Genomic DNA, 21,356 nt, shown 5'->3' on the forward strand with positions numbered 1-21,356 from the left:
GCTTGTCGCGCAGTTCCGCGCCCGTGGAAATGCGGGGGCCGCGCCCCCTGCGTTTCCACGGGCACCCCTCGCCCGGCGGCTACCTCTGCAGGATCGACAGGTCCTGTCCGGCCTTCGGGACTGCCACTGTTCCCCTGTCGTCCGGGAGGGTCTGGATCGTGAAGGCGGGGATCGTGTCCAGCTTGGATGCGAGGGTGCGGGAGGCGTGGACGGGGCCGCCGGAGATCGGCTCGACCGTGAGGGCGTAGGTGCCCTTGAGGCCGGTGGGGGCGGGCATGTCGACGTGCTGGGTGGTGCCTGCCTTGATCGTGAAGGTCTTGGTCGTGGCTTCGCCGCCTCCGCTGCCGGCGGACGCGGTGACCCTGACCTTCGCCGTGCCGGTCGGGGCGGTGAGGGAGAGGGTCGTGCCCTTGGCGCGGTTGTCGGCGACCGTGGCGCGCGCGCCCACCGGGCGGGTCGCCGGGATGAAGGCCGTCTCCTGGTTGTCGCCCTTGCCGCGGACGACGCGGAGCGCGGCCACCACCGGGACCGGCCGACCGGTGGGGGTGAGGAAGAGGGAGCCGTCCTCGCCCCGGGTGATGTCACCCAGATCGGCGGAGGCGGTCATGCCCGCCTTGACGTGCAGCGTCTCGTTGCCGGCCGGGGTGATCGGGCCGCCCGGCGAGGCGAGGCGGAGCTTGAGGTCGGCGTCGGTGTCGCCCGGGGTGAAGGCGACGAGGGTCACGGAGGTCGCGTCCTTCGGGATGCCGGGGAGGACCAGGCTGCCGGCCGGGTCGGCCGCCGTGGCGAGCCAGTCGCCGCCCAGCTTGTCGTCGAGGGCCTGGACCGCGGCGGCGACCCGGCCGCTGCGGACGCTGACGTGGACCGTGAGGTCGGCCTCCTTCGCCGTGGCGAGCGTCGACAGCAGGACCGGTTCGGCGGCTCGGGGCTGGACCGTGATGCCGTCCCCCACCGTCGACTTCAGGGCGCCGTTCTTGCCGTACAGCTCGATGTCGACGACGGCCGCCGAGTCGTCCGGGTTGACGAGGTGGACGTAGTCGGTGCGCCCCGCGGCCGTGCTGGCGCCCGGGAACCAGAACTCCGTGTCCGGGGCGGTGCAGTTGACGCCGAGCAGACCACGGCCGGTGCCGGCGGCGACCTCGGTGGTCTCCTGGACCGTCCAGCCGGGCGCGAACCTCCCCCCGGCCGTGCCGATCAGCGCGGGGGAGTCTCCGCCGTCGGTGCTGCCGGTGACGGGCTTGCCGGGCTCCTTGGCCTCGACGACGGGCTTGGCGGCCTTGCCCTTGTCGCCCTTTCCTCCCTTGTCGCTCCCGTCACCCTTGTCGGGGTCCGTCGACTGCCCGCCCGCCGCGACGAGTTCGGCGCCGCCTTCACCTCCGGTGCCCTTGGTGACAGGGGTGAAGGACGTGTACGCGGTCTCCGCCAGGTCCGAGGTGCTCGGCTGGGGGCAGAGCAGGCTCGTGCGCTGCACGGGCAGTTGGGCGGCCGCCTTCGCGGTGGTCCCGCCGCCGGAGGTGTCGGGGGCGCTGAGCGCGGCGAAGCCGGTGACGGCGGCGAGGGCGGTCGCGCCGGCGATCAGGGACAGGGTCTGGCGGTTCACTGCTGGCTCCCGTCGGGGCGCTCACTGTCGGCGCCGGTGCCGTGCGACGGGTCGTACGTCGCGTCGTAGCCCTGGGTGTACGTCTGGTCGTACGAGCCCGTGGTGCCCCCGTAGGTGGCGTACGGGTCGTACTGGCCGCCCTGGTAGGGGTCGGCCTGGTAGTGCTGCTGGTCGTACGTGCCCGCCGGGTACTGCTGCTGGGCGCTCTGGTACTGCTGGTCGTACTGGCCGTACCCGGCGCCCGCGCCCGCGTGGGTCGGTGTTTCCCACTCGCCATAAGGCTGCTGCTGCGGAACGGGGGCGGCGACCGGTGCCTCCTCCTCAGGGGCGGGCAGGCCGGGGTCGGTGGACTGTTCGGCCTCGGCGTCGGCCTCGGCCTGGGCGCGCAGGCGGCGGGCGCGGCGGCCGTCGCCGGTGACGTCCTGGGCGGGTACGGCGACGGGCTCGTCGGGGAGGTCGTCGTCGACGTCCCGGCGGCGGCCCGGCAGGGCGAGGACCACGAGGACGACGGCGAGCGCGCCCTGGGCCCACAGCCGGCCGGTGTGGCTGACGGGTGCGTCGAAGGTGACGTCCAGCCTGCCGCCGTCCACGGGCAGCTGGAAGCCCTGGGCCCAGCCGTCGACCGTGGTCGGGGTGAGCGGCTTGCCGTCGAGGGTGGCGGTCCAGGACTCGTCGGCGGTGTCGGCGAGGCGCAGGACGCGGCCCGAGCCGCCGGCCGGGAGGGTGGTGTGCACCTCGACGGGGCCCGCGGCGACCGGCTTCGGGGCGCCGGAGGCGGCCTCGACGGTGACACGGGCGACCTGGCGGTCCACCCGCCACAGGGCGCTGCCGTCCTGCTGGCTGAGGCGGCTCAGGCCGGGGGTGGCGTCCAGGACCCGGCTGACCTCGCGGGGGGAGCCGGGGCGGACGAGGACGTAGCGCACGGCGAAGCCGCCGAGTTCGTCGCTCTGGTCGGCGCCGGAGCCCGCCACGAGGTTGGCGACGACCTTGTCGAGCTGCTTGTTCTCCCCCGCGGCGGCCGTGAGTTCGGCGTCGCCGAGGCGGACGCCGGAGCCGCGGACCAGGGTGTAGCCGACCTCGGCGGTGGAGTCGCTGTCGAGGACCAGGGTGCGGGCCTGGTCACGGGTGCCGCTCTCCTCGGCGACGAAGGCGGGCACCTGGACGGGGTCCCGGCGCTCCACGGGGCCGTCGGCGCCGCCGAGCACCCAGCCGGCGGCTGCCAGCAGCGGGCCGACGGCGGCGGCGAGCGCGATGAGCACGGCCACCGGCTGCCGCCAGCCGAAGCTCTGCTCGGCCACGCGGTGGCGGGCGCCGTCCGCGCCGAGCACGGCGGCGGCGAGGAGGGCGAGGCCGTAGACGAGGGTCGAGGGTCCGGCCCAGCTGGAGCCGTTCGAGAGGACCGCGAGGACAAGGGCCACCAGGGCGGCTGTCCACGCGGTCCGGATCGCCGGCCCGCGCTCCGTGCGCAGCAGGGCGGCCAGCGCCGCGAGGACGACGCCGATGAGGGTCAGCCCGCCGACCGTGCCGGGTCCGCCGGGGCTGATGCCGAGCAGATCGATCGCCGAGGCCGAGCTCCCGCCGTACTCCAGACCGGCCTCCTCGAAGAAGCCGAACGGCAGCAGCGTCAGCGACCAGGGGGCGAGCATCAGCAGCGGGGTGCCCAGCTGGGCGACGAAGCGCGGGCCGTAGGCGGTGATCTCGCGGCGGCGCACGACGAGGACCCCGAGGCCGAGGAGCAGCGCGAGGGGCCAGACGACGGGGGTGAACGCCGTGGTGATCGTCAGCAGCAGCGCGTACGCCCAGGTGGCACGCCAACTGCCGCGCGCGCCCGTGCGGTTGGCGAGGCCGCCGGCCGCGGCGCCCGCGCGGGCGACGAGGGGCAGCAGGACCGCGAGGACGGCGGTGCCGATGCGGCCGGTGGCGAGCGCGCCGGTGACGGCGGGCAGGAAGGCGTACACGACGGCCGCCCAGGCCCGCAGCAGCCGGGACTCGACCAGGGAGCGGGAGGCGAAGTAGGCGGTGAAGCCGGCCAGGGGCACGGAGGCCACGAGGAGCACGGTGACCGCGAGTCCGGCGGAGCCGAACAGCAGGGAGCCGAGCATGGCCACGATCGCCAGATACGGCGGCGCGGCCTCGGCGCCGCCCGCGCCGACCGGGTGCCAGCCGTCCAGGTAGCGCGACCACAGCGCGGCGGAGTCGGCGGGGGCGGGCAGCAGGGTGCCGCCCGCGAGCGCGCCGCCGCCGAGCAGTTCACGGCAGGCGGCCAGCGAGGCGAGCAGCAACAGGGCGAAGAGCACGGGCCCGGGTGCGCGCGCGACGCGCTTGAGCCGGGCGAACTGCTCGACCTGCAGGAAGTCGGCGTCGTCGTCACCGGGTCCGGACTCGACCGCGCCGCCGTGCCGTCCGGCCGGGGTGGTCTCGGCGTCGGCGTTGCCGAACAGGTCGCCCGCGACCTGTTCGACGGTGGCCCGGACGGTCGCGCCGGGGGGTGGGAACAGCGGGCGCAGCTCGCCCTTGTCGAGCTGCGAACGGCCTCGTCTGCGCCGCCCGGCGATGATCCGCTCGGGGCGCAGCAGCGTGCTCAGCAGACCGCGGATCTCGTCGACGGCCTGTCCGGGAACCTTGCCGACGAGGTAGGCGACGGTCCTGAGCAGGGTGCCGAGGACGATGCGCAGCAACACCCAGGGCAGCTGGGCCGTACGGGAGTTGACGAGGAGGGTGTAGACCGCGCCGGCCTTGTCGACCATGTGCGGGGAGGCGGCGCTGCGGCCCACGCAGTCGACGGTGCGGCGCTCGCGCGAGGCCGCCTCGGCGTGCCGTACGACGGCTTCGGGGGCGACGAGGACGCGGTGCCCGGCGGTGGTCGCGCGCCAGCACAGGTCGATGTCGTCACGCATGAGGGGCAGGCGGCGGTCGAAGCCGCCCAGCTCCTCGAAGACGTCGCGGCGGACCAGCATGCCGGCGGTGGACACGGCGAGGCTGGGCTTGACGTGGTCGTGCTGGCCCTGGTCCTGCTCGCGGCGGTCCAGTCCGGTCCAGCGGCGGCCGGAGTCGGCGATGGTGACGCCGACCTCCAGGAGCTGCCGGCGGTCGTACCAGCCGCGCAGCTTGGGGCCGACGACGGCGACGTCGTCGCGGCCCAGCTCGTGTTCGTTCTCCACGACGCGCAGCAGTTGGGCGAGGGCGTCGGGCTCGGGGGCGCAGTCGTCGTGCAGCAGCCACAGCCACTGGACCGGTTCTCCGTGGGGGAGCTCCGGCAAGTCGTACGCGTCGTCGCGCCAGCTGCGGGTCACCGGGTCCCAGCCGCTGGGGCGCCTGAGGTACGCCAGGTCGTCCTGGGTGAGGACGCCCGCGGTGCGGTTGGCCTCCTCGACGGCCTGGCCGAAACCGGTGCGTCGGGCGAGGTGCAGGACGCGGTCGGCGCCGAGGGCGTCGGAGAGGAGCTGGGCGGATTCGTCCGCGCTGCCGGTGTCGGCCGCCATGGCGCTCTGGACGGGGCGCTCCTGGCCGAGCAGCCCGGCGAGCGCGTCGGGCAGCCAGCGGGCGCCGTCGTGCGCGACGAGGACCGCGGTCACCACATGACGTGGGAACTCAGGAGCGGCGTCCTGGTGAGCTGAGGTGTGGCTGTGCACGGACATCGAGGTACGGGCCCCGGTTCGGTGGACTGCGGTGGACGTCTGTGTCCGGCGGGGACAGCGGGACGTCTCGGACGAGGGCCCACACTAACGGCTGAGCAGCACGGCGGCCCGCCGCCTGTGGACAACCCACGTGCGACGGGCCGTACATGTTCGGTTATCGCTGTTCGACTGTTCCGGGACGGGTCAGGTGTTCCGGGACGGGTCAGACGGCCGCCTTCTTCAGGCGGCGGCGCTCGCGCTCCGACAGGCCTCCCCAGATACCGAACCGCTCGTCGTTGGCGAGGGCGTACTCAAGGCATTCGGAGCGGACCTCGCAGGCGAGGCAGACCTTCTTGGCCTCACGGGTCGAGCCGCCCTTCTCGGGGAAGAAGGACTCGGGATCGGTCTGGGCGCACAGCGCGCGCTCCTGCCAGCCGAGTTCTTCGTCCGCGTCGTCGACCAGCAGTTGCTGCACGAGCTCGGTCATGTGCGCCCCTCGTCCGTCTTTCGCGTCCCCGTCGTGCGGCCGTTACCGATTTCGGCTGAACGACACGAGTGAAATTACAAGTGTGCTGCTACGGGCGAGTCAAGCCGAGATCTGCTATTGAGCCCCTTATTCACTCTGCGGAACCAAGGCTATGCGGAAAGTGTTCAAATCGGCATAAACCTGACAGCAGCCTGACGACAGGCGGGAGTTCCGGAGGGGGTTCTCCCTCCCTTACGGGAAGAGACGCCCAGGAGTTCGATCTCGTTCCGACTCGTTCGAGCCGACTCGCTCCGGACGCACCCACGACCCTCCACGCGCGCGTGCCGACGGCTTGCCCGGTTGGACGCCATGTCTCCCCGACACCCGGGGCACAAACCTTTCACCGCGCGGATGCACCGAAAGAGGTGAATCGGCATCCACATACCGGACGGGAAGTTGACAGCGGAGGTGTGAACCGCTGTGCTGGTGGGCATGCTCGCGAACTTGGCACTCACCTCGACCCGCTCCGCCGGGTCCCTCGGTGCTGCTCGCTGTCGCTGTAGCTGTTGCTGTCCCAGCTGTTGAGCCTCACGCGCTCCGGCTGCCACTGAGCCCGTCCGGCTCGGTCGCTGCTCCTCCCTTTCGCCCGGAGACCGGGCACCCGCCCCGTCCGCGACCCACGCGGACGGCAGGGACACCCCGCCTTCCCCCACGCACTCCGTCGAGGACCTCCCCACTTCATGAACAGCGACAGCGACCTCCAGATCGCCGGCGACCTTCTCGAAGTACCGCACCTCCTCCAGGCGCCGCGCCAACACCCGGTCACCGTGGCCGAGTTCGCCGGGCTGGCCCGCTCGCTCGCCGAGGACCGCTCCCAGTGGGAGCACCTCGTCGAGTACGACGCGACCACCCGCTGGTACCACCGGCTGCTGACCGGTCCCGGCTACGAGGTGTGGCTGCTGTCATGGCTGCCGGGGCAGGGCACCGGGCTGCACGACCACGGGGGCTCCTCCGGCGTACTGACGGTGCTCGACGGCACGCTGACCGAGCGCACCGACCGGGGCACGCGCGTGCTCGGCGCGGGCGCGCAGCGCGTGTTCGCGCCGGGTTACGCGCACGAGGTCGTCAACGACACGCTGGAGCCGGCCGTCAGTCTGCACGTCTACTACCCGGGCCTGACGGACATGCCGATGCACCCGAAGGCCTGCGCGGCGGCGACGGCGGCCGTCACGGCGTGAGCGGAGACGCGGGAAACCGGCCGTGGTCGCGGGCGGGCGACCCGATGTCCGACCCGCCTGCGAGACTGCTCCCATGCGCATTGTGGTTCTGGCAGGCGGCATCGGTGGTGCCCGGTTCCTGCGCGGTCTGAAGCGGGCCGCGCCGGACGCGGACATCACGGTCGTCGGCAACACGGGGGACGACATCCACCTCTTCGGGCTGAAGGTCTGCCCGGACCTCGACACGGTGATGTACACGCTCGGTGGCGGCATCAACGAGGAGCAGGGCTGGGGCCGGGCCGACGAGACCTTCCACCTCAAGGAGGAGCTCGCGGCGTACGGCGTCGGGCCCGAGTGGTTCGGGCTCGGTGACCGGGACTTCGCCACGCACATCGTGCGGACGCAGATGATCGGCGCCGGCTATCCGCTGAGCGCCGTCACCGAGGCGCTGTGCGACCGGTGGAAGCCGGGTGTGCGGCTCATCCCGATGACCGACGACCGCGTCGAGACCCATGTCGCCGTCGCGGTGCCCGACAGCGGCTCCGACGCGGGGTCCGGCGAGCGCAGGGCGATCCACTTCCAGGAGTACTGGGTGCGGCTGCGGGCCTCCGTTCCGGCCGAGGCGATCGTGCCGGTCGGGGCCGAGCAGGCGAAACCGGCGCCCGGGGTCCTGGAGGCGCTCGCCGAGGCGGACGTGATCCTCTTCCCGCCGTCCAACCCGGTGGTCTCCATCGGCACCATCCTCGCCGTGCCCGGCATCCGGGAGGCGATCGCGGAGGCCGGGGTGCCGGTCGTGGGCCTCTCCCCCATCGTCGGCGACGCGCCCGTGCGCGGTATGGCCGACAAGGTCCTCGCCGCCGTCGGCGTGGAGTCCACGGCCGCGGCCGTGGCCGAGCACTACGGCTCGGGGCTGCTGGACGGCTGGCTCGTCGACACGGTCGACGCGGGCGTCGTCGAGCGCGTGGAGAGCGCCGGGATCCGGTGCCGGGCCGTGCCGCTGATGATGACCGACCTGGACACGACGGCGGAGATGGCCCGCGAGGCGCTGGCGCTCGCGGAGGAGGTACGGGGAGCGTGAGCGAGCGGAGCGAGGCGACGCCCGGCGCCGCATACCGGGTCTGGGCCCTGGCCGGCATCCCCGAGGTGCGGGAGGGGGACGACCTCGCCAAGCTGATCGCCGCGGCCGAGCCGGGGCTGGCCGACGGGGACGTGCTGCTCGTCACCTCGAAGATCGTGTCCAAGGCGGAGGGGCGCGTCGTCGAGGCCGTCGACCGGGAGGCCGCGATCGACGCCGAGACCGTACGGGTGGTCGCGCGGCGCGGGGCGTTGCGGATCGTGGAGAACCGGCAGGGCCTGGTCATGGCCGCCGCCGGGGTCGACGCCTCCAACACCCCCGCCGGGACCGTGCTGTTGCTGCCCGAGGACCCCGACGCCTCCGCGCGGGCGATCCGGGACGGCGTCCGGGACGCGCTCGGCGTCGAGGTCGGGGTCGTCGTCACCGACACCTTCGGGCGGCCCTGGCGCAGCGGGCTGACGGACGTCGCCATCGGCGCGGCCGGTGTGCGCGTCCTCGACGACCTGCGGGGCGGCACCGACGCGCACGGCAATCCGCTGAGCGCCACCGTCGTCGCCACCGCCGACGAGCTGGCCGGCGCCGGCGATCTGGTGAAGGGCAAGGCCGCCGGGCTGCCCGTCGCCGTCGTCCGCGGCCTGGGGCATGTGGTGGCCGAGGACGACGGCGAGGGGACACGGGCCCTGGTGCGGGGCGCCCGGGACGACATGTTCCGGCTCGGCACCTCCGAGGCCGTACGGCTGGCGGTGACGCAGCGGCGTACGGTCCGGGCGTTCACGGACGAGCCGGTCGATCCCGGGGCGGTGCGGCGGGCCGTGGCCGCGGCGGTGACCGCGCCGGCGCCGCACCACACGACTCCGTGGCGGTTCGTGCTGCTGGAGTCCGGGGAGTCGCGGGTACGGCTGCTCGACGCCATGCGGGACGCGTGGATCGCGGACCTGCGGCGGGACGGCAAGAGCGAGGAGTCCGTCGCGAAGCGGGTGCGGCGCGGGGACGTGCTGCGCCACGCGCCGTATCTGGTGGTGCCGTGTCTGGTGATGGACGGGTCGCACTCCTACGGGGACGCGCGGCGGGACGCGGCCGAGCGGGAGATGTTCGTCGTCGCGGCCGGCGCCGGGGTGCAGAACTTCCTCGTCGCGCTGGCCGGGGAGCGGCTGGGGTCCGCGTGGGTGTCGTCCACGATGTTCTGCCGGGATGTCGTGCGGGAGGTGCTGGGGCTGCCGCAGGGGTGGGACCCGATGGGCGCGGTGGCTGTGGGGCATGCGGCGGTCGCGCCCGCGGCGCGGGCCGGGAGGGATGCGGAGGCTTTTGTCGAGGTGCGGTGAGGTGAGGGACTGTGCGCCTGCTGTTCGGGGTGGTTCGGTCCGTGGGCGGGTGCGGGTGCGTCGTGGCTGATCGCGCGGTTCCCCGCGTCCCTGGAAACGTACGGGCCCTCTAGGCTCATAGGGCACCGCATCTCTGACTAGGACCTTCCTGTGGCCGGACGTTTCCCTCAGCGGCCCACTCGTACGACCGTGCGGGGTGGGCATGTCGTCGTGCCCGGAGGGGTGCCTCGGCAGGCCGTGGCGGCGGGGAAGCGGCGGACCTGGGTGCCGGAGGGCCCGCTCGACCTGGGGCTCGTGCTGGGGCCGCTGCGGAGGGGGCCCCAGGACCCGACCTTCCGGGCCGTGCCGGACGGGTCCGTGTGGCGGACGAGCCGGACACCGGTGGGGGCCGGGACGCTGCGGGTCGCCGTGCGGGGCGGGGCCGTCGAGGCGGAGGCGTGGGGGCCCGGGGCCGAGTGGCTGCTCGACCGGGTGCCGTCGCTGCTCGGGGCGTCGGACGAGCCGGACGCCTTCGTGCCCCGGCACCGGGTCGTGGCGATGGCCTGGCGGCGGCGGCCGGGGCTGCGGCTGACGCGGACCGGGCTGGTCCTGGAGTCGTTGATCCCGTCGGTGCTGGAGCAGAAGGTCACGACGGACGAGGCGTACCGGGCGTGGCGGTCGCTCGTACGGAAGTTCGGGGAGCCGGCGCCGGGGCCCGTGCCGCCGGGGATGTTCGTGATGCCCTCGGTCCGGGAGTGGGCGTTGATTCCGTCCTGGGAGTGGCATCGGGCCGGGGTCGACGACAAGCGGGCGTCGACGATTCTGCGGGCGGTGCGGGTGGCGGGGCGGCTGGAGGAGGCCGTGGGGATGTCGCCGGTGGAGGCGCGGGCTCGGTGGGAGTTGGTGCCGGGGATCGGGCCGTGGACCTCGGCGGAGACGGTGCAGCGCAGTCATGGGGCGGCGGACGAGGTGACCGTGGGGGATCTGCATCTGCCGGGGATCGTGGGGTTCGTGCTGGCGGGGGATCGGGACGCGGACGACTCGGTGATGCTGTCGTTGCTGGAGCCGTATGCGGGGCAGCGGCATCGGGCGGCTCGGTTGATTCTGTTGTCGGGGCGGGGGCCGGCTCGGCGGGCGCCGCGGATGCCGCGAGGGGATATCGGGCGCCTGTAGTTCAGGGGCTGCGCCCTTCCAGGCCCCTTCGAGCGCCCTTCCAGGCCCCATGTGCCGGGCCGGTGGGGGCTGGTCGCGCAGTTCCCCGCGCCCCTGAAAAGCAGGGGGCTGCGCCCACTGCTTTTCAGGCCCGCGGTCGGAGTCGGCCGGTGGTCACTGGTCCGACGAGAAGCGGAGCGCCCCCGTGGGGATCTGGGCGTCGCACCAGACTCGGACTCCTGTGCGGAGTTCGTTGTCGGCGCCGATGATCGCGCCGTCGCCGATGACGGCGCCGGTGAGGATGGAGCGTTCGCCGATGCGGGCGCGGGCGCCGATGAGGGAGTCGGTGATGACCGCGCCGGGTTCGACGACCGCGCCGGCCAGGACCGTGCTGCCGAAGACGCGGGCACCCTCGCCGACGAACGCGCCCTCGCCCACCACCGTGCCGCCGGTCAGCTTGGCGTCGCCCGCGACCCGGGCGGTGGGCAGGACGAGGCGGTCGCCGCAGCGGCCGGGGACGGCGGGCGACGGGGCTCGGCCGAGGACGAGGTCCGCCGAGCCGCGGACGAAGGCCGCGGGGGTGCCGAGGTCCAGCCAGTACGTCGAGTCGACCATGCCCTGCAGATGGGCGCCCGCCGCCAGCAGGTCCGGGAACGTCTCGCGTTCCACCGAGACCGGGCGGCCCGCCGGGATCGTGTCGATGACCGAGCGGCGGAAGACGTACGCCCCCGCGTTGATCTGGTCGGTGACGATCTCCTCGGGGGTCTGGGGCTTTTCGAGGAAGGCGAGGACCTTGCCCGTCTCGTCGGTGGGGACGAGGCCGTAGGCGCGCGGGTCGGTCACCTGGGTCAGGTGGAGGGAGACGTCCGCGCCGGTCCGCTCGTGGGTGGCGACCAGGCGGCGGATGTCGAGGCCGGTGAGGATGTCGCCGTTGAAGACGAGGACCGGGTCCTCGGGCCCGGAGTGGAGGTGCGAGGCGGCGTTGCGGATGGCGCCGCCCGTGCCCAGGGGTTCCTCCTCCGTGACGTACTCCAGGTGGAGGCCGAGGGCGGAGCCGTCGCCGAAGTGGGGTTCGAAGACCTCGGCCAGATAGGAGGTGGCGAGAACTATGTGGTCGACGCCCGCGGCTCTGGCTCTCGCCAACTGGTGGGTGAGGAAAGGGACTCCGGCCGCCGGGACCATGGGCTTGGGAGTGTGCACCGTGAGCGGACGCAGCCGGGTGCCTCTGCCGCCGACCAGGAGGATCGCTTCTGTCACCTGTCGTCTCTGCTTCCTGCCGGGACCGGCCGAACTGTCATTCGACCGGCCAGTCTATGCAGACCGTTCCATGGCGCCTTCGCGGCCGTGCGGTGGTGGGCCGTCGACGTGCGGCGAGGCGCGTCGGCGGTGAAGTCCGTCGAGGGCGCGGCGTGCGCGCCCTCGGGTCGTGCTGCGTGTCGGGTCCGGGGTACCCCCGGCGGGTCACCGGATTCCGATGGGGGCTCGCACCCCGCATTCCCCCTCGCCCTGCCGCCGCCCCGCTATCGGCCTTGATAGCGGGCGGCGTCCGTGCGGGCCGTACCGAGCTTTCCGTAAAGGCGCCCCCCCGGGCACTCGGTCGCGAACCCGTCACGGTGGCCGGAGATCACGTGCAGTAGTACCTTCTTACCTTTTGCGTAGAGATTGCCACCACCCGAAGTGAGGTATGTCTTGCCCTTGGGGTTCGCTCCGTAAAGACCGAGTTTCCAGGCGGTTAGTTGCGCGATTCCCTTCACCGCCACCGCGGGGGGCTTGGTGGTGCCGTAGCTGCCGATGACCGCGATACCCATGCTGTTCGTGTTGAAGCCGAGGGTGTGCGCCCCCATGACGGCCTTCGCGACACCACCCGCGCGTCCCTCGTAGATGTTTCCGCACTTGTCGACCAGGAAGTTGTAGCCGATGTCCCGCCAGCCGCTGCTCACGACGTGGTAGCGGTAGATACTGCGGATGACGGAAGGGGCCTGCGCGCACTTGTAGTTGTTGCCCGACGCCGTGTGGTGCACGAAGGCCGCGCTGACCCGCGTGGTGTAGCGGAAGTCGCGCTCGCGCAGCTTCTCGTCGGCGCCCCAGCCGGCTCGTGTGACGATGCGGGGGCGCGGTCCGATGAACGGCTTCACCCCGGGCACCACGTTCGCCAGCCGCTCCTCCGTCTCCTTGCGCGACAGCGCCGGGATCGAGGTGGCGCCGAGCGGCGCGAGGTCGGCGTTGACGGCGGAGGCGGCGGCCGACTCGGCGGTCAGGGTGCCCAGCCGCGGCGCGTCCACGGGGGTGCCGACGGGCGGGGGGTCGGCCGCGTGCACGGCGCTCGGTCCCGCGGCGCCCTCCAGGGTGCCGGTGCCGGGGTCGACCAGTTCGAGACGTAGGCCGTCCGGGAGCGTCTGGACGCCCGGAGCGGTCGTACGGCCCTGGGTCTCGGCGCGTACGCGCACCTCGACCCCGTCGGAGTCGCCGACCCACAGCGGGGCGGTGGAGCCGCGCACGCGGCCGGAGGCGCGCTCGGCGGTGTCCGGGTCGGCGGCGTGCTCGTGGTTGTGCGTCTCCACGTCCTGCCAGCCGGACCAGTGGTCGGTGCCCCTGGCGCGGGCGCGGACCTGGACGCGGCCCTGGAGTTCGGTGTCCGGGTTGTCCCAGACGACACCGACCAGGGAGAAGGACCGTACGTCCCGCTTGCCGAGGCCCTGTTCGGCGGCGGCCGGGCCGAGGTGCCGGGCCGCGCCGAGGGGGAGGAGGGGGAGGGACTGGGTGCTGCCGGACGCGGGCGCGAGCGGGGCGGCCCGTGCCGGGGTCCGCGCCGGGGCCAGGGTCGCCGTGGAGGACGAGTCCGTCGGGGTCGCCGCGGATGCCGTCGCCGGGAGTGCCGCCGGGAGGGCGAGTGCCGCCGCGCAGGTGACGCCGATCGAGGACGCGAGGAATCGTGATCTACGCATGCGTCCGATCCTGGACATAGTCATACATATCTGTCCATCGCGGAATTGACGGGTCGTCGGCCGTGCTCCGCCGAACCGGTGGCGATTCAGGTCCGCCCGGAGCCGCGGACGGGCGGGGCCGCGCGTACGCTTACGCGGGTGAACGCCACCGACCGCACCCCTGCCGACCTGCTGCGATCCGCGCTGGCCGCGGATCCCGCGCGCCCCCTGGTGACCTTCTACGACGACGCCACGGGCGAGCGGGTCGAATTGTCCGTGGCCACCTTCGCCAATTGGGTGGCCAAGACCGCGAATCTCTTGCAGGGCGAGTTGTCCGCTGAGCCGGGTGACCGGGTCGCGCTGCTGCTGCCGGCGCACTGGCAGACGGCGGTGTGGCTGTTGGCGTGTTCGTCGGTGGGGGTGGTCGCCGAGGTCGGTGGGGATCCGGGGGCGGCGGACCTCGTGGTGAGCGGGCCGGACACGCTGGACGCGGCTCGGGCGTGCTCCGGGGAGCGGGTCGCTCTCGCGTTGCGGCCGCTCGGGGGGCGGTTCGCGCAGGTGCCGGACGGCTTCGCCGACTATGCGGTGGAGGTGCCGTCGCAGGGGGATCGGTTCGTGGCGTACGCGCCGGTGGATCCCGAGGAGGCGGCGTTGGTCGTGGCCGGGCGGGAGTTCAGTGGGGCGGAGGTCGTGGAGCGGGCCCGGGCGGAGGCGGGGGGGCTCGGGCTGACGGGGCCCGGGTCACGGTTGTTGTCGGGGTTGGGGTACGACACGTGGGAGGGGCTGTCCGCGGGGTTGTACGGGCCGCTCGCGAGTGGGGGGTCCGTGGTGTTGTGCCGGCATCTTGGGGCGTTGGGTGAGGATGCGCTGGCCAAGCGGATCGAGAGTGAGCGGGTTACTTCGACTGCGCGGTGACGCGCGGCGGGGGCCGGGGGTCTGGGGGGCCGGGGGTTGCCGGTGTGGCGGGGGTGGTCGGGCGGCTGCGGGTTCGTCGTGGTTGCTCGCGCAGTTCCCCGCGCCCCTTCAAGCACGCGGTGGCGTCGTAAGGGCGAGGTGGTCGGGCGGCTGCGGGTTCGTCGTGGTTGCTCGCGCAGTTCCCCGCGCCCCTTGGGGCGCGGCTGCCGCTCGGCCCCGTAGGACAGCGCGGCACCATGCCGTGCAGGCCCGGGGCCCCGCCGGACAGCTCGCTTTCTCTGCTACCTGCCAGAGCCACAGCCAGCCCACTTTCACGTCCAGGCCCATAGGACAGCAGCCCCTCCGCGCCCAGGCGCGCTGGACAGCAGGCCCCTCACCGCTCGAACCCACGCCCCAGCCGGCCTCCCCCCTCAGGCCTCGGGCCCGCAGGGCAACCGCGCCCCAGCCGGCCTCCCCCTCAGGCCCGCAGGGCAATCGGCGCCCTTCCAAGCTCGCCCCCTGAGACCCGCCAGACGGCCCGCCCCTCCCCTCTCACCCCGCGAAACACGCCCCCTCCCCCAGCCGCCCCCCAGAGCACTCCTCCCCCGTTCGGCCTAGTCCCGGCCGCCCCTGGGGCTTCTCGCGGGCCATCGTCGTAGGAGCAGCGACTCGCTCGTACGCCGTGAGGGGTGGCCGGAAGTGGACGACGTCGGAGGCAAGGTGGTGGGGCTGGGGCCCGGTGCGGGGGGCACGCCCACCGGGGCCGGGGCGCGGCGTCGGCGGCGGTGGGTGCGGTGGGTGGCCGGTGGGGCGGGGCTGGTGATCGTCGGGGCCGTGGGGGTGGGGTGGGCGGCGTACCGGAAGCTGGACGGGAACATCACGTCGGACCGGACGGCGGCGGACGAGTTGGCGCGGTTCGAGAAGGAGCGGCCGACGGCGCTCGTGCGTGGCGCGCAGAACATCCTCGTGATCGGGTCCGACTCACGGGCGGGGAACGGCAACGGCGAGTACGGGCGGGACTCGGGGACCGAGCGGTCGGACACCACGATCCTGCTGCATCTCGCGGCCGACCGGCGGAGCGCGACCGCGGTGTCGCTGCCCCGGGACCTGATGGTGGAGGTGCCGAGCTGCCGGCGGGCGGACGGGCGTCGTAGCGAACCGGCGTTCACTCTGTTCAACTACGCGTTCCAGGCGGGTGGTTCGGCCTGCACCATCCGGACGGTCGAGCGGATGACCGATATCCGGATCGACCACCACATCGTCGTGGACTTCAGCGGCTTCAAGGAGATGGTCGACGCCGTCGACGGGGTCGAGGTGTGCCTCGCCGCACCCATTCACGACAAACAGGCCGATCTGCGGCTGCCCGCGGGCCGGGTGAAGCTCAGCGGGGAACAGGCGCTGGGATACGTGCGGGCCCGTAAGTCGCTGGGGGACGGAAGCGACACGGAACGCATGGACCGGCAGCAGCGTTTCCTCGCGGCGCTGGCCGCGAAGGTGCGCGGCAACGAGGTCCTGCTGAATCCGGTGAAGCTGTATCCGGTCCTGGACGCGGCCACGTCCTCGCTCACCACGGATCCCGGACTCGCGAGTCTGCGCGGGCTCTACGACCTTGTGCGCGGTCTGCGCACGATTCCCATGGAAAAGGTGCAATTCCTGACTGTTCCCAGGAAGTCGTATGCGTACGACGCCAATCGTGATGAGCTCGTCGAACCGGCGGCACGGAGACTTTTCGCACGACTGCGTGCCGACGAACCCCTGGCGATCGCCCGTGAACTGCCCGGCGGGAAGCGGGAAGGGCGCACGGAACAGCTTTCGGGAAGCCTCTCCGGGACACCGGATCCGATGCCGACATTCCGCGGAAGTACGGCCGCGGAGGAGGACTGCGTGTGACCCCGAAGGGGTTCCGCAGGTAAAGCGCGCGTCAACACCAGGAACAAATGCTCTAGGAAATGGGCAGATTGCCCAGTTGTAGGGACGTGCAATTTGTCACCGCCGTCGCTTGACGCCTGATCGGGCGGCTAGTGTGAGCGATCCGGTGTGTCAGGCCTTCTCGGCCACACACCAGTTGTATCGAGACCCGAGCGTCCTTTGAGGGGGAAGGCGCCGCGTGGCCCCGACGGAGGAATCAGACAACCGTGGACGCGCAAGGCCGTGGGCGGGCGGACGACATCGACCCCGCAGATCAGTGGGTACTCAACCCGAGCACCGGTGAATACGAACTGCGACTGAGTCCTTCCGCACCGCAGTCGGCGGTGCCGAGGCCGCGCAGGGCCGCTCCCGCCGCGGCGGGAGCCAGGGCGACGACGAGCGCCTCGACGCGGTCCGCGTCGGCGGGCACGGACACCCGGGAGATCCCCGACACGCTGCCGGGACCCCGGCGCCGGCGGGGCACGCCCGAGGAGGACCCGCTGCCGGGCCGCCGGGGTGGCCGGGGCAAGTCCAAGGCCAAGCCCAGGAAGTCGACGGGCAAACGGATCCTGGTGTGGACGGGCGGCACGCTCGCCTTCGTGCTGGTCGGCGTGAGCGGCGCGGCCTACCTCTACTACCAGCACCTCAACAACAACATCCAGAAGATCTCGGACGACGGGGCGAGCACCGGCGGCTTCAGCAAGGACCGGGCGATCAACCTGCTGGTGATCGGCACGGACAAGCGCACCGGCGCGGGCAACGAGAGCTACGGCGACAAGGAGAGCGTCGGCCACGCCGACACCACGATCCTGCTGCACGTCTCCAAGGACCGGACGAACGCGACCGCGATGAGCATCCCGCGCGACATGATCGTGGACATCCCGGAGTGCCCGACCGAGCAGGAGGACGGCTCGACCAAGGACATCCAGGGCACGTCCAACGTCCGGTTCAACACGAGCCTCGGCCAGGACGGCCGTACTCCGAGCTGCACCATGCGCACGGTCACCGAACTGACCGGCATCAAGCCCGACCACTTCATGGTGGCCGACTTCAACGCGGTGAAGACCCTCTCCACGGCCATCGGCGGTGTCGAGGTCTGTCTGGCCAAGGACATCAAGGACTCCAAGTCCAAGCTGGACCTCAGCGCCGGCAAGCACACCATCGAGGGCGAGGAGGCGCTGGCGTTCCTGCGCACCCGCTACAGCGTGGGCCTCGGCAGCGACCTGAGCCGGATCGAGCTGCAGCAGCAGTTCCTCAGCTCGATGATCCGCCAGATGAAGTCGCAGGACACGCTCACCGACCCGACGAAGGTGGTGAACCTCGCCGAGGCCGCCACCAAGGCGCTGTCCGTCGACTCCAAGATCACCGACATCAAGAAGCTGGCCTCGCTCGGCCAGGAGGTCGGCAAGGTGAAGACGAAGAACATCACCTTCACCACCGTGCCGGTCGTCGACAACACCGACGGGGCGACCGTGCTGCCCACGCCGGGCAAGGCCGAGCAGCTGTTCTCGACGATCCGGGACGACATCTCGCTCACCGAGGTGAAGAAGCAGGCCAAGGAGAAGGAGGCCGCGAAGCTCAAGGGCAAGCGCGCCGACGCCTCCGAGGTCCGGGTCAGCGTCTACAACGGCGGTGCCCAGGCCGGCAGCGCACAGGCCACTCTCAGCTGGCTGCAGAATGATGTCGGCGTGACCAAGTCGAGCCAGCTCGGCAACGCCGACAAGACGTTGAAGAAGACGACCCTCGCGTACGACCCCGGCCAGGCCGACCAGGCGCGCAAGCTGGCCGACCTCATGGGTCTGTCCGCGTCCGCGCTGAAGCCGGGCAAGGGCAACAGCGAGACCAACGCCCAGGGACTGCCCTCGATGGTGCTGACCCTCGGCGAGGACTTCAAGGGAGCCGGGGTGCCGCTGAAAGCGACGTCGGCGGCGGACCTGGACGTCGAGAAGAACACCGCGGACAAGGAAAAGTGCGCCAGTTGATGACCTGACGGGGTCATGGCGCGTCTAGTACGACGCGAACAGTCGAGAGAGAACGTCGGTGACTCACCGGGCGGGCGCGGGAACGCGTCCGGCCGGTCGGTTCTGATGTCGTCGTGATGCCGTGGGCGGCCGGTGCCGCCGTACCGACCCGTGTCCGCATGTCATCCGGTCGGAACGTATGACGCGTTCAACAGAACATGAGTACATCCCAGTCGGGGTCTCGACAGTCCAACAGGAGGCGGGGGCGGCCCCGTCACGGCAGGGTGGGGAGGGGCAGGGAGATGGTACGCAGTGACGTGCGCGGGGACGGGGGGCAGCCGCGTGTCGAGGAACCCGGCGATCAGGAGGGGGACCTGGAACCGCGGGGCGAGGCGTCCGGCTCGGACGGTGACGCGTCCAGCTCGGACGGTGACGCGTCCCGCTCGGACGGTGACGCGTCCCGCTCGGACGGTGACGCGTCCCGCTCGGGCGGTGACGCGGACGTCAAGGTTCCCGAGCAGCGCCGGGGGAACCGGCGCGCCGGGGGCGGTGGGGGCCGGGGGCGCGCGAAGACCGCCGCGAAGCCCCGGCGCAGACGGGTGCTGCGCTGGTCGGCGACGATCCTGGCGGTGGTGATACTCGGCACCGCGGGTGCCGGTTATCTCTACTACCAGCACCTCAACGGCAACATCAAGAAGGAGAAGCTGAACCTCGGCGAGACGAAGATCGCCGAGCCGACGCCGAACGCGGCCGGCCAGACCCCGCTGAACATCCTGCTCATCGGCTCGGACGCGCGGGACACCGCGGAGAACCAGAAGCTCGGCGGCGCCCGCGACACCTTCGACGGCCCGCCGCTCGCCGATGTGCAGATGCTGGTGCACCTGTCCGCGGACCGCAGCAACATGTCGGTCGTCAGCATGCCCCGCGACACCCTGCTCGACATCCCCAAGTGCACCGACCCGGACAGCGGCGAGGTGTACGGGGCGCTCACCTACACGATGACCAACCAGTCGCTGGAGCGCGGCGGTCCCGGCTGCACGGTCGCCACCTGGGAGAAGCTGACCGGCATCCGTATCGACCACTTCATGATGGTCGACTTCTCCGGTGTGGTGTCGATGGCCGACGCGATCGGCGGTGTGCCGGTGTGCGTGACCGCCAACATCGAGTCCAAGGACAGCCAGGGCCACGGCTCCGGGCTGAAGCTGGAGAAGGGCACCACGTACGTCAAGGGCAAGCAGGCGCTGCAGTGGCTGCGCACCCGGTACGGCTTCGAGGACGGCAGCGACATCGCGCGGGCCAAGGCCCAGCACCAGTACATGAACTCGATGGTCCGCGAGCTGCGCGCGAACGCCACGATCAGCAACCCGAACAAGCTGCGCAAGCTCGCCGAGGAGGCCACCGAGTCCCTCACCGTCGACGAGGGCCTCGGTGACGTCGCCGCGCTCTACGACCTCAGCACGGAGCTGCGCAAGGTCGAGCCGGCCCGGATCACGATGACGACGATGCCGTTCACGTACGTCGGCGCGCGCGTCGTGCCGAAGGAGGGCGACGCGGAGAAGCTGTTCCGGCTGGTGCGGGAGGACATCGCGCTGGACGGCAAGGACAAGAAGAAGGCGGCCGTCGAGGAGGCCGGCTCCGACGACCCGGCGGCGGCCAAGGACAAGATCGGCGTGCTGGTGCGCAACGGCACCATGACCTCCACCCTCGCCCCGGTCAGCGGCCGCGCGCACACGGTGTCGCAGTTGCTCGTCGAGGAGGGCTTCGCCAAGTCCACGTCCGACACGACCACCGCGGTCGTCGAGGACAAGACGGTCGTGCGCTATCCGAGCGCCGAGCTGGAGGGCGACGCCCAGGAGGTCGCCAGGGCCCTCGGCATCCCACTGGGACAGGTGGAGAAGTCCACCGAGGTCAGCGGAGTCACGCTGCTCGTCGGCGCCGACTGGCGCGAGGGCACGACGTACAAGGCCGCGAAGGCGGACGACCGGACGCCGAAGTCGGCGGACGCGCTGAACGGGGCGAACACGGACGCCTGCATGGAGGTCAACCCGGCCTTCAGCTGGTAGGTCCCGCACACGACTCGGGCCCCTCTCGCGAACGGGAAGGGCCCGAGGCGTACGTCCTTCGTGCTCAGCTCTCGGCGAGCACCGCCGGGCGGCGGGAGGCGATGACCTTGCGCGCCAGGGACTTGGGGCTGGTGAGGAAGCCGAAGCCCCAGGACATGTGCATGGTGGCGAGGGCGACCGGGATCTGGAGGCGGGCCTTGAGCGGCAGCCCCCTGCCCGCCGGGACCGAGCCCGCGACGATCGCGGCGAGGTAGCCGCCGGGGACGACGAAGCCCAGCGGGGTCAGCAGGGCGCCGACCAGGACACCGGCCGCGATCGCGCACACCGCGGCCGGCGGGGCGAGATAGCGCAGGTTGATGGAGCCCTCGTGGTAGCGGGCGACGACGTGCCGCCAGCGCCCGTAGTCCTTGTACTGCTTGGCGAGCGCCTTGACGCTCGGCCGCGGCCGGTACGACACCCGCAGCTCGGGCGAGAACCAGATGAGGCCGCCCGCCTCGCGGATGCGGAAGTTCAGCTCCCAGTCCTGGGCGCGGACGAACTCCACGTTGTAGCCGTCCTGCCGCTCCAGCGCCTCGCGCCGGAAGACCCCCAGATAGACCGTGTCCGCGGGACCGGCCTGGCCGCCCGTGTGGAAGGCCGCGTTGCCGACGCCGATCTTCGAGGTCATGGCGGCGGCGACCGCGTGCTCCCAGTCGTTCTCGCCCTCGGCGTGCATGATGCCGCCGACGTTCTGCGCGCCGGTCTCCTCCAGGAGCCGTACGGCGGTGGCGATGTAGTTCGGCGAGAGGATGCCGTGGCCGTCGACACGGACCACGATCGGGTGGCGGGAGGCCTTGATCGCGGCGTTGAGCGCGGCGGGCGTACGACCGGTGGGGTTGGGGACGGTGTGCACGCGCGGGTCCTCGGCCACGAGCGCGGCGGCGATCTCGTCCGTGCGGTCCGTGGACGGACCGAGGGCGATCACCACCTCCATCTCGCCGGCGTACTCCTGGGCGAGGATCGCTTGGACGGCTCCGCGCAGATGCCGCTCCTCGTCGAGGACGGGCATGATCACGGACACGGCGGGGAGCTGCGCGTCGGGCTTGGCGTTCATAGAGGGCTCACGTTACCGCGAACGGGGGACACCGACGCGCGCCGCCCGGTCGCGTGGACGGGCCGCCGATGCCGGGGCCCTACGG

Annotated in this window: 13 protein-coding genes and 1 pseudogene; 8 read left to right on the forward strand and 6 right to left on the reverse strand. The window is 72.3% G+C overall.

From position 1 onward, the window contains the following. Nucleotides 1–79: 79 nt before the first annotated feature. From H4687_RS19280 to H4687_RS19290, 3 genes and pseudogenes are all read right to left on the reverse strand, one after another. Complete coding sequence (locus tag H4687_RS19280) at nt 80–1,600, reverse strand: DUF5719 family protein (protein ID WP_046919307.1); 1,521 nt, start codon at nt 1,598–1,600, stop codon at nt 80–82. Between the two features lie 2,858 nt (nt 1,601–4,458). Then, nucleotides 4,459–5,238: pseudogene (locus H4687_RS48710) on the reverse strand (glycosyltransferase family 2 protein); the annotation flags it as partial. 202 nt (nt 5,239–5,440) lie between these two features. Further along, nucleotides 5,441–5,704, reverse strand: coding sequence for a WhiB family transcriptional regulator (locus H4687_RS19290; RefSeq protein WP_003975777.1), 264 nt, complete (start codon nt 5,702–5,704; stop codon nt 5,441–5,443). Between the two features lie 719 nt (nt 5,705–6,423). Between H4687_RS19290 and H4687_RS19295 the strand changes: the two genes are divergently transcribed. From H4687_RS19295 to H4687_RS19310, 4 genes are all read left to right on the forward strand, one after another. Next, a complete protein-coding gene (locus H4687_RS19295) occupies nt 6,424–6,921 on the forward strand; it encodes a cysteine dioxygenase (RefSeq protein WP_046919305.1) in 498 nt (165 codons plus the stop codon). A 73-nt stretch (nt 6,922–6,994) separates the two neighbouring features. Then, nucleotides 6,995–7,978, forward strand: coding sequence for a 2-phospho-L-lactate transferase (gene cofD, locus H4687_RS19300; RefSeq protein ID WP_046919304.1), 984 nt, complete (start codon nt 6,995–6,997; stop codon nt 7,976–7,978). Continuing rightward, a complete protein-coding gene (locus tag H4687_RS19305; protein WP_046919303.1) occupies nt 7,975–9,297 on the forward strand; it encodes a coenzyme F420-0:L-glutamate ligase in 1,323 nt (440 codons plus the stop codon). Before cofD ends, H4687_RS19305 begins: the two co-directional genes overlap by 4 nt. 150 nt (nt 9,298–9,447) lie before the next feature. Beyond that, nucleotides 9,448–10,449 (forward strand): DNA-3-methyladenine glycosylase family protein, encoded by a 1,002-nt coding sequence (locus H4687_RS19310; protein WP_046919302.1) that lies wholly within the window; start codon nt 9,448–9,450, stop codon nt 10,447–10,449. A gap of 153 nt (nt 10,450–10,602) precedes the next feature. On the opposite strand, the gene H4687_RS19315 is transcribed toward H4687_RS19310, so the two are convergent. After that, on the reverse strand, nt 10,603–11,685 hold the full coding sequence (locus H4687_RS19315) for a mannose-1-phosphate guanylyltransferase (protein WP_005485687.1): 1,083 nt from the start codon (nt 11,683–11,685) through the stop codon (nt 10,603–10,605). Between the two features lie 263 nt (nt 11,686–11,948). Continuing rightward, a complete protein-coding gene (locus tag H4687_RS19320) occupies nt 11,949–13,391 on the reverse strand; it encodes a peptidoglycan recognition protein family protein (protein ID WP_046919301.1) in 1,443 nt (480 codons plus the stop codon). A gap of 120 nt (nt 13,392–13,511) precedes the next feature. On the opposite strand from H4687_RS19320, the gene H4687_RS19325 reads away from it, so the two are divergent. From H4687_RS19325 to H4687_RS19340, 4 genes are all read left to right on the forward strand, one after another. Next, nucleotides 13,512–14,267, forward strand: coding sequence for a TIGR03089 family protein (locus H4687_RS19325; RefSeq protein ID WP_097251399.1), 756 nt, complete (start codon nt 13,512–13,514; stop codon nt 14,265–14,267). 678 nt (nt 14,268–14,945) lie between these two features. Further along, the gene (locus tag H4687_RS19330; RefSeq protein WP_050398371.1) at nt 14,946–16,136 is read left to right on the forward strand and encodes an LCP family protein; all 1,191 of its coding nucleotides are present in this window, start codon (nt 14,946–14,948) and stop codon (nt 16,134–16,136) included. Between the two features lie 245 nt (nt 16,137–16,381). Continuing rightward, complete coding sequence (locus H4687_RS19335; RefSeq protein ID WP_046920353.1) at nt 16,382–18,136, forward strand: LCP family protein; 1,755 nt, start codon at nt 16,382–16,384, stop codon at nt 18,134–18,136. Nucleotides 18,137–18,417: 281 nt separating this feature from the next. Continuing rightward, the gene (locus H4687_RS19340) at nt 18,418–20,178 is read left to right on the forward strand and encodes an LCP family protein (RefSeq protein ID WP_050398370.1); all 1,761 of its coding nucleotides are present in this window, start codon (nt 18,418–18,420) and stop codon (nt 20,176–20,178) included. 64 nt (nt 20,179–20,242) lie between these two features. Here H4687_RS19340 and H4687_RS19345 read toward each other — a convergent pair whose 3' ends face one another. Further along, complete coding sequence (locus tag H4687_RS19345) at nt 20,243–21,271, reverse strand: glycosyltransferase family 2 protein (protein WP_046914451.1); 1,029 nt, start codon at nt 21,269–21,271, stop codon at nt 20,243–20,245. Between the last annotated feature and the right edge of the window lie 85 nt (nt 21,272–21,356).

The sequence above is a fragment of the Streptomyces stelliscabiei genome (genome assembly GCF_014873495.1).
Classification (GTDB): Bacteria; Actinomycetota; Actinomycetes; order Streptomycetales; family Streptomycetaceae; genus Streptomyces; species Streptomyces bottropensis.